7 protein-coding genes and 1 pseudogene are annotated in these 7,369 nt (G+C 68.7%); 2 read left to right on the top strand and 6 right to left on the bottom strand.

Going from position 1 to position 7,369, the window contains the following annotated elements; genetic code table 11:
- The 3 genes and pseudogenes from ACFPIJ_RS46135 to ACFPIJ_RS46125 form a co-directional block, all read right to left on the bottom strand.
- Positions 1 to 217 (bottom strand): annotated as a pseudogene (locus ACFPIJ_RS46135) (hypothetical protein); the annotation flags it as partial.
- Positions 218 to 455: 238 nt separating this feature from the next.
- Complete coding sequence (locus tag ACFPIJ_RS46130; protein ID WP_380125826.1) at positions 456 to 1,478, bottom strand: WD40 repeat domain-containing protein; 1,023 nt, start codon at positions 1,476 to 1,478, stop codon at positions 456 to 458.
- A complete protein-coding gene (locus ACFPIJ_RS46125; RefSeq protein ID WP_380125824.1) occupies positions 1,414 to 2,031 on the bottom strand; it encodes an RNA polymerase sigma factor in 618 nt (205 codons plus the stop codon). Before ACFPIJ_RS46125 ends, ACFPIJ_RS46130 begins: the two co-directional genes overlap by 65 nt.
- Positions 2,032 to 3,352: 1,321 nt before the next feature.
- Here ACFPIJ_RS46125 and ACFPIJ_RS46120 point away from each other — a divergent pair.
- Positions 3,353 to 4,834, top strand: a complete 1,482-nt coding sequence (locus ACFPIJ_RS46120) for a hypothetical protein (protein ID WP_380125822.1) — start codon at positions 3,353 to 3,355, stop codon at positions 4,832 to 4,834.
- Between the two features lie 188 nt (positions 4,835 to 5,022).
- Here the strand turns inward: ACFPIJ_RS46120 and ACFPIJ_RS46115 are convergent, their stop codons facing one another.
- Together ACFPIJ_RS46115 and ACFPIJ_RS46110 are read right to left on the bottom strand one after the other, a co-directional pair.
- Positions 5,023 to 5,292, bottom strand: coding sequence for a hypothetical protein (locus ACFPIJ_RS46115; RefSeq protein WP_380125820.1), 270 nt, complete (start codon positions 5,290 to 5,292; stop codon positions 5,023 to 5,025).
- A 257-nt stretch (positions 5,293 to 5,549) separates the two neighbouring features.
- The gene (locus ACFPIJ_RS46110) at positions 5,550 to 6,155 is read right to left on the bottom strand and encodes a TetR/AcrR family transcriptional regulator (RefSeq protein ID WP_380125818.1); all 606 of its coding nucleotides are present in this window, start codon (positions 6,153 to 6,155) and stop codon (positions 5,550 to 5,552) included.
- Positions 6,156 to 6,266: 111 nt separating this feature from the next.
- On the opposite strand from ACFPIJ_RS46110, the gene ACFPIJ_RS46105 reads away from it, so the two are divergent.
- On the top strand, positions 6,267 to 6,677 hold the full coding sequence (locus ACFPIJ_RS46105) for a GlcG/HbpS family heme-binding protein (protein ID WP_380125816.1): 411 nt from the start codon (positions 6,267 to 6,269) through the stop codon (positions 6,675 to 6,677).
- A 229-nt stretch (positions 6,678 to 6,906) separates the two neighbouring features.
- On the opposite strand, the gene ACFPIJ_RS46100 is transcribed toward ACFPIJ_RS46105, so the two are convergent.
- A complete protein-coding gene (locus tag ACFPIJ_RS46100) occupies positions 6,907 to 7,317 on the bottom strand; it encodes a hypothetical protein (protein WP_380125814.1) in 411 nt (136 codons plus the stop codon).
- Between the last annotated feature and the right edge of the window lie 52 nt (positions 7,318 to 7,369).

Below are 7,369 nucleotides of genomic sequence, written 5' to 3'. Positions count from 1 at the left end.
GCTGCACACCGCCGTCGAACTCCAGCACCACCGGGATGACCGGTTGCCACCTGTCTCTTGCCAGCTCCCAGCCGACCCAGCCGGCCCGCAGCCGTTGACCCACCAGCGCGAGCAGGCGAGACCGCTGGCGACGCAACTGCTCCGGCGCGGGCGCATAGTCGGCGTTCCATCCGGACATCGACCCGTACCAGCGAGTCGTCCCAGGCCTGCTCTCCACAGCGCGGATCATACGGATTTCGCAGCTGCCGTACCGGCTCGCCGAAATCGGCATCGACCACTGCCCGGTGCACGCTCATGCCGCGATCCGATCGCTACGGGGCGCAACTGTCCGGGCTGCTGCGGCGCGGTCATGCCGAATACAGTGCACCTGATCTTGCGCAAGGAGGTTCCCGGAGCGCTCGGAACGGTGGTGGACTTCCGCGGGGGATGAGCCACGTTGAGTGCCGGTGGTTTGGTCACTTCAGTTGCCACAGCCGTACGATTCCGTCGGCGCTGCTGGCGGTGGCCAGCAGTGTGCTGTTCGGGGTGAACGCCACCGCTGTCACGCCGCTGTGCCGTAGAGGCTGCCCGATGGGTCGGCCGGTGGCCGGGTTCCACAACTGCACGGTTCCGTCGGCGCTGCTGGCGGCCGCCAGCAATGTCCTGTCTGGGCTGAACGCCACGGCCGTTGCACCGGTGGTGATGGAGAGGGACTGCTCGGTTTTACCGCTGACGGGGTTCCACAGCTTCAAGCCGGCCGGGCCGGCGGTCGCCAGGGCTCTGCCGTCCAGGGTGAGCGCCACAGCTGTCACGCCGGTGAGGTACTGAGACCGCGCGGCGGGTGAGGGGGTGGTCAGGTTCCACACCGTCGTTTCGTCGAGGCCGGCCGTGACCAGCGTCCTGCCGTCCGGGCTGAACGCCGCCGCTGTCACGCCGCTGTGGCGTAGAGGCTGCCCGATGGGTCGGCCGCTGGTCGGGTTCCAGAACTGCACCGTTCCGGTCTTGCTGTTGACGATGGCCAGCACGTCGCCGTGGGGACTGAACACTACTTCCGCTATACGTCCGGATGTGTCGCGCAGGTGGATGACCGCTGGCTTGTCCCTCGTGACGTAGTCCTGTTGACGCTGTTCGAACCCGACAACAAGGCCGACCGCGACCGTGATGGCAGCTGTCGCGACGGTTACGGGCATCGTGGTTCGACGCTGGAGACCGCGGAGGAGTGGGAGGGGTCGCGTTGAGGCCTGCTGTCCGTCGGCTTTGACGACGTGCGGCGGGTCGATGACCACGAGCGGTTCGAGTGGCCGCCAGCGCCTCATGAACGGTTGCCGCAACCGGCGCGTGAGCGGCCGGGCATATCGATCGCGACGAGCGCGGCGCTCCATCAGATCCGCCATACCTACATTCACATTGACCGTCAGATGTTCTTGAACCAGGTCATCTGCCTGGACAAGCACACGCCGAACTTGGTCGTCGGCATGTCCGCGCCGCTGAAAGGTCATGACTCCTCACCCCCCGTCTCGGCCGCAAATTGCCGGTGCCGTCGGTGGCCAGGCGCTTGCGAATGCGCTGCATTTGAGTGCGCACCGCGGAGGCGCTGATGTCGAGAGCATCAGCGATCTCCTCGGCTGTCATGTCGCAGAGAACCCACAGCGTCGCGATCTCCCGCTGCCGCCTCGGAAGCGCTGCCAGGCTCCGGTACGTGTCGACATGAACGATCGTCTGTTCGTCGATGGAACTCGCACCCGCCTGGCGTCTTCCTGCCAGTCGAGTGAGGACTCTCGTATGGACCACGAGCCGCCGCCAATGGCGGCGGGCGAGGTTGGCAGCGATGCCCACCGTCCACGCGGTGTTCGACTCCGCCGGCCGATCACGCCTGCCAGCCCATTGAGCCATCAGCTCCACCATGGCGTCCTGCGCCAGTTCCTCCGCCAGGTGGGCATCCCCCACGATGAGGAAGACCCGGCCGACCACCCTTTGAAATGACGACTCGTAGAACTGCTCGAACCCGGCCAACGGAGTCTCGGCAGGCGATGTCGTGCGCCGATCAGCCATGAATGTCATCGTGGTCGTTGCCCACGAGTTCGACGCCGATCCGCACGAGCTCCGCGGGCAACTGACCGGTTCTCGACAGTCAGCTCCAGCCCGTGCTGCGCCTCCCGCGATGACACCGACACGCGCAGCCCTGGTCGGGCATGGCGGGCCAGCCGCTCAGCACTGCGCAGCCGGCTTATCTCGCGAACCCAGCGCAGCAGCTCCAGCAGCAACAGCAACAAACCGGAACTCGCCAGCAGCTCCCAACCTGCGCCCATCAGGCGTCCTCTCCGTAGCGACGAGGCGCCAACGCCTCGGATCGAAGGTGACTCGCCTGAGACCGCTTCCCGTGTCTACAGGCCGACCAAGATTCTTCCGAGTGGTACTGCCATCGACTCGGGAACGATGAGCTCGGCCAAGAGCTCTGTTACGTTCGTCGATCGAGGCGCGCGGCGTCGTCCAATCTGAGCCCGCAGTTTCTGCCCAGAACCAGCCAAAGTTTCCAAGGTCAACATTGTTTGGGCGTCCGGATCTGCCGCGATCCGCTTGCCAAGTATCATCGACACCGAGCGAACCTGCCGCGAGCGCCTTGGTGAGCAGGCCGGCGGCGAGTTCCCGGTCGTGGTCCGTAGCCCGGAGCTCGCTGGCCCTCGCGGCGCGGGGCCGACTGCCGTCAGGTGGCCGACCTCTCCACACCGACGCGGGTCCTTGCCCAACCTGCGGCGCGCCCTCAGAGTCGGCGTAATACGCCAGCTCCAGCGCCGGACGGCGGTCCCGGACCACGACCGAGGCGCGGATTCGCGACTCAACGCCGACCGAGTACAGGCACATCGCCTGTGAGCGTGCGAGGTCCGGGCGCCAGCCACAGCAGACTCGGTCCTCATGCAACATCACCCTGACGACCTTGACGGCTCGGGGTGGGCCGCTTGTGACAGTCGCGATGGAGTCGATGGACAGCACGACGGAGCGGGCCGAAAGGGCCGGGAGCACCTGGATCGACAGCCCCGCTACGATGCGCGCGTCCACATCTAGCGGGGGTTCGTCTTTGTTCGAGCACAGCGAGACTGCATCGTCCACCGAGAGCGGCCGGGGTGCCGGTCCTGAGGTCTCGGCTCCTTGCGAGCTGTCGGGTCCCGCCGCGCTGCCCGATTCCGTCGAGCCGGCTGCGTCGGTGGCCGGGAGCGGCCCGGTCGGTGATGTAGCGGTCGCCGATGTAGAGGACGCCGCCGCCGCGAGCGATCCGATCGCTCTCGCCGGAGTGGGCACCGAGCAGCCGTCGAGCCTGGCCACTGTGGACGGTTCGCGGCGCCGTCGCCGTACCGCAGCTGTGGTTGCTGTTGTCGTGGTCCTTGCCGCCATCGCCGGTGGCGGTGCCTTCGCGGCGACCCGGACCTGGGAGAAGCCGTCCGGGATGCTGCCGGAGCAGGTGGTGCCCGCCGACGTGGCGTCGTTCGCACGGTTCGACCTGCAGCCGGGCGTGCAGCAGCGGCTGGCGTTCGACGGCCTGCTGGGCAAGGCGCCCGGCGCCCGTAACTCCCTCACCGGCGTCCAGCGGGCCCTGCTCGCCGGGTCCGGTGCGTCGATCACCCTCGAAGAGGCCGCCCCCTGGCTCGGTGACCGCTTCGGGATCGCGCGCTGGACGTCCCCCTCCGGTCCCGCGACGCTCCTCGTCACGCTGCTCAAAGACAAGGACAAGGCCCTCTCCACCGTACGGGCGAAAGGCCCAGACGCGGCGGGCATCGTCATCCGTGAGGACTACGCGCTGATCGCGTTCGCCGGGCAGGGGTCCCAGGCTGTCGCCGATGCGGCAGCGAAGGCCCCGACCCTCGCGGCGGACCCGGTGTTCGCCGGTGCCCGCGCCGGTATGCCCGAGGACCTGCCGATGCTCGGGTGGTTCGACTTCGGGCGCGACGTGCGTTCCTACGGACTCGACGCCGACGACGTCGGCCTGCCCCGGCTCTTCGACGACCCGAAGCATCCGCTGCCCGCCGCCAACGGCCGGCTCCTCGTCGGCGCCCGCGCGGAGGGCGGCGGCATGGAGGTGCGGGGCCGCCTCATCGGCGCGCACGACCTGCCGTACTTCGCCGCCGGGCCGCCCGCCGCGGCCGGCCGCCTCGGTCAGCTGCCCGCCGGCGTGACCGCCGCGGGCGTCGTGCCCGGCAACGTCGGGTACCTCGGCGCCAACCCGACGCAGATCCTGTTTCCAGCTGCGCTCCTCTCGATGCACGGACTGCTCGACGGGACCGGCCTGCCGCCGCTGCCCAGCGATGCGGAGTCCATCGGCACGGCCTCCGTCATCCCCGGTTACGGCACCATCTACACGGGCGACATGCGCGGCCTCGTGAGCATGAGTGACGGCCCTGCCATCGAGGCCCACGAAGCCCAGCGCAACCTCGACGCGGTCACCCAGGCCGCCGCCGGCGCGAAGTCCGTCGCCTACGCCATCGCCGGTCCGCAGCCGAGTCTCTCGAGCGGCCTCATGGACCCGCCGGGTATCCTCGTCGACTTCGAGCTCGCCGACGCCGCCGCGGCGGCACAGACCCAGGCCGCCACCGCCCGTCTTGCCGCGTGGTCCCACATCGCGGTCACCACTCGCGACGCCCACATCGTCATGCGGACCGGGCCGCTCGCCGAGAGCACGACGGGCGTCCTCGCCGACGACCCGCTGTTCCGCACCGCGATGACCGGCGCCGACCCGCAGGCGACGGCCGCGCTCTTCCACGTCGGCGGCGAGGCGTTCGGGATCCCGCTCAAGGCGCTCGGGCTCAGCACGACGCCCGACGGCGCCGACACGGTGATGCTGGCCCGGCTCGTCATCGGCTGACGCGCGACGTTTCACGTACCAGCTTGCGTAGCGCTGCACGGGGGCAGGTGGTCGACGGGTTGGCGCATCGGATTCTCGCGCTGCGACTGGATCACCCGACACGGGTGGGATCGACGGTCACTCCACTGCCGGCACGACGACGCCGGCCACGACCCTGCGTGGGAAGACGGCGCGGCCCGTGGTCCGAGTCATGGCCGACCACGCAAATCGTCGTCTTCACGGATCTGGTGGTCATGGCCAGCCAGGACCGCCGTGAACGGGACCGGAAGCGGGCGAAACATCGGCCACGGCACCCGCTCGGCCGTCCGAGACCACGTCAGGTGCACCAGCACGAACCAGGGCGGACCGGTCTCGACCGAAAAGACCACGGCATCACAACCGTCACAACGAATGGTCGGGATGAACTCGTGGCCGTGCAACGGATGGCCGGGCGGCAACTCCGCCACCAACTCGGCCATCAGGGCAGGCCGTTCCTCAGACGAAAGTTGGCGCCACGGGTCCGGAAGCGGCGTGAGCCGAGCATCTGCGTAGTCGATGCCGCCAGCCTAGACCTCGACTCGGCCCGCCAGCAGTACAGCAGCAAAGCACAGCAACGGACCCCACCGAGCCGGACCACGCCCGAGCGGAAACCGTGGTGTAGCAATGTTTTCGCACATGCCGACGAGCGGATGTCGCGATCATCGATCGGCGCACCGGACAACCGAACTCCATCGCGTCAGCGTTGTAGGCCGACCAGTTTGGTCAGGAAGCGGTCGAGTTGGTCGGCCAGGGGCGGCCAGGGCAGGTCGGGTTCGTTGATGCGCTGAGCCAACATGCCGTTGACGGCGGTGCGCAGGTCGATCGTCACGGTGAGCGCGTCGTCGTGCGGGGCGGCGCCGGCGTCCATGCAACGTTGCACGGCGGTGCGGGTGCGTTCGACCATGACCTCTTTGAACGGCATGCCCAGGCGGCGGTGGACGCCGCTTTCATGCAGCACCTTGTAGAGGCCGGGGTGGGTCTGCGCCCATTCGGCCTGTGCCAGGATGCGGGCCCGCAGTTGTGCGGCGGGGTGGTGGTCGTGGGCGGCTTCGGCGGCGTCGCCGATGGCGACGAGTTCCTCGTGGCAGCGTTGGGTGGCGGCGAGCACGAGCGCGTCGCGGTCGGGAAAGTAGAGGTAGACCGAGGTCGCGGCGACGGAGACGGCGCGGGCGACCGCGCGGAGCGACAGCGCCTGATCGTCGCCGAGTTCGTCGAGCATGCGCACGCCGGCCGTCAAGATCTCCTCGCGGAGCAGGTCGCCCTGTCCGCGGGTGTTCTGCTTGCGCCGACCCTTGGTGTCCATCCCGGCAAGAATAGCTGAACACCCATTGCGCTACAGCTGTACTTCAATCATGCTGTTGAGCATGGCTAGTTCAGGCAAGGACACCTGTCCGCAACCTTCAGGGAGGCCGCTATGCCGTTGACGTTCCAAGAGGCTCAGGCGGTCATCGCCGGCGCACACGAGCACGCCGCGAAGATAACCGCACCGGTGACGGTCGCGGTTGTCGACGAAGGCGGGCATCTGCAGGCCCTCGGCCGCATGACCGGCGCACCGCCGCTCTCAGCTCAGATCGCCGAGACCAAGGCGGCCAGCGTTGCCCTCTTCCGCCGCGACGGCGCCGTACTGCGCAAGATGCAGGAGACCTCGCCAGCGTTCTTCGCCCAGCTGGATCGGGCCGTGCGGGTGCCCATCCTGGTGGGCGCCGGTGCAGTGCTGATCGTGCGGGGGGACACCGTCCTCGGTGCGCTGGCGGTGAGCGGCGGCACGGTGCCCGGGCAAGACGACGAGTGCGCCGAAGCCGCGCTTGCGGTCCTCGCCCCCTAGCCGCGATCTGGACGGCCGGCTTCAAACCATGACCGCGGTGAGAACGCGACAGCCGCAGGGATGAAACACCGGCCCGCTGGCCGGCGCCGGTCATGGCAGTGCACCCGGGCGGGCGCGGTGCCAGCCGACCGGTGCCGCAACGTCGGCCGATTCCTCGGCCACGGATCGGACGGTCTCGGCGACGTCGTGGGTCAGCAGGATCGCGCCGGTGTTCGCCGCTGCCGAAGCGCTACGTGTCCCGGAACCATCCGACCGCCGGAGCGTCCGTGAAGTCGTCCTCAACCTCGGGCGGCCAACGATCGCGCAGCGTATCCAGCTCCTCGGCCGTGGCACCCGCGACCTCGCACGGCGGCGAGTGCAGGCATCCCGGGAGACCCGCACTCGCGAAGCCGCGATGCATACTCCACGCCTGCGCCAGCTGCTCGCTCGACAGGCGGTGAACAACGTAGACGCGAGGTTCGAAGTCCCACGTCCCACCAGGGTCATCGTTGGTGACCATGACGAACCAGAACTCGCGCTCGTCGTGCACGGCAACGCCGGTGACGGGGCCGTCGGACCAGCCGCTGAACCATACTTTCCGGACCTCGGTCAGCTCGGGCAGACCCGAAAGGCGGTCAGTGACATGCACGGTCTCGACCATACTGCCGGGCAGGACTCAACGAACCGGCCGCCGAGCTCGTCACCGACCGTGC

It is taken from the genome of Dactylosporangium cerinum (assembly GCF_042653625.1).
GTDB lineage: Bacteria > Actinomycetota > Actinomycetes > Mycobacteriales > Micromonosporaceae > Dactylosporangium > Dactylosporangium cerinum.
The sequence above is the reverse complement of the archived record's forward strand: the minus strand, read 5'-3'. Positions and strand labels throughout refer to the sequence as shown.

Bases quoted from the DNA above. Each gene is read 5' to 3' on its own strand.
- ACFPIJ_RS46110 (WP_380125818.1), bottom strand. From the start codon at position 6,155: ATGGACACCAAGGGTCGGCGCAAGCAGAACACCCGCGGACAGGGCGAC.
- ACFPIJ_RS46125 (WP_380125824.1), bottom strand. From the start codon at position 2,031: ATGGCTGATCGGCGCACGACATCGCCTGCCGAGACTCCGTTGGCCGGG.
- ACFPIJ_RS46130 (WP_380125826.1), bottom strand. From the start codon at position 1,478: ATGACCTTTCAGCGGCGCGGACATGCCGACGACCAAGTTCGGCGTGTG.
- ACFPIJ_RS46105 (WP_380125816.1), top strand. From the start codon at position 6,267: ATGCCGTTGACGTTCCAAGAGGCTCAGGCGGTCATCGCCGGCGCACAC.
- ACFPIJ_RS46100 (WP_380125814.1), bottom strand. From the start codon at position 7,317: ATGGTCGAGACCGTGCATGTCACTGACCGCCTTTCGGGTCTGCCCGAG.
- ACFPIJ_RS46115 (WP_380125820.1), bottom strand. From the start codon at position 5,292: ATGGCCGAGTTGGTGGCGGAGTTGCCGCCCGGCCATCCGTTGCACGGC.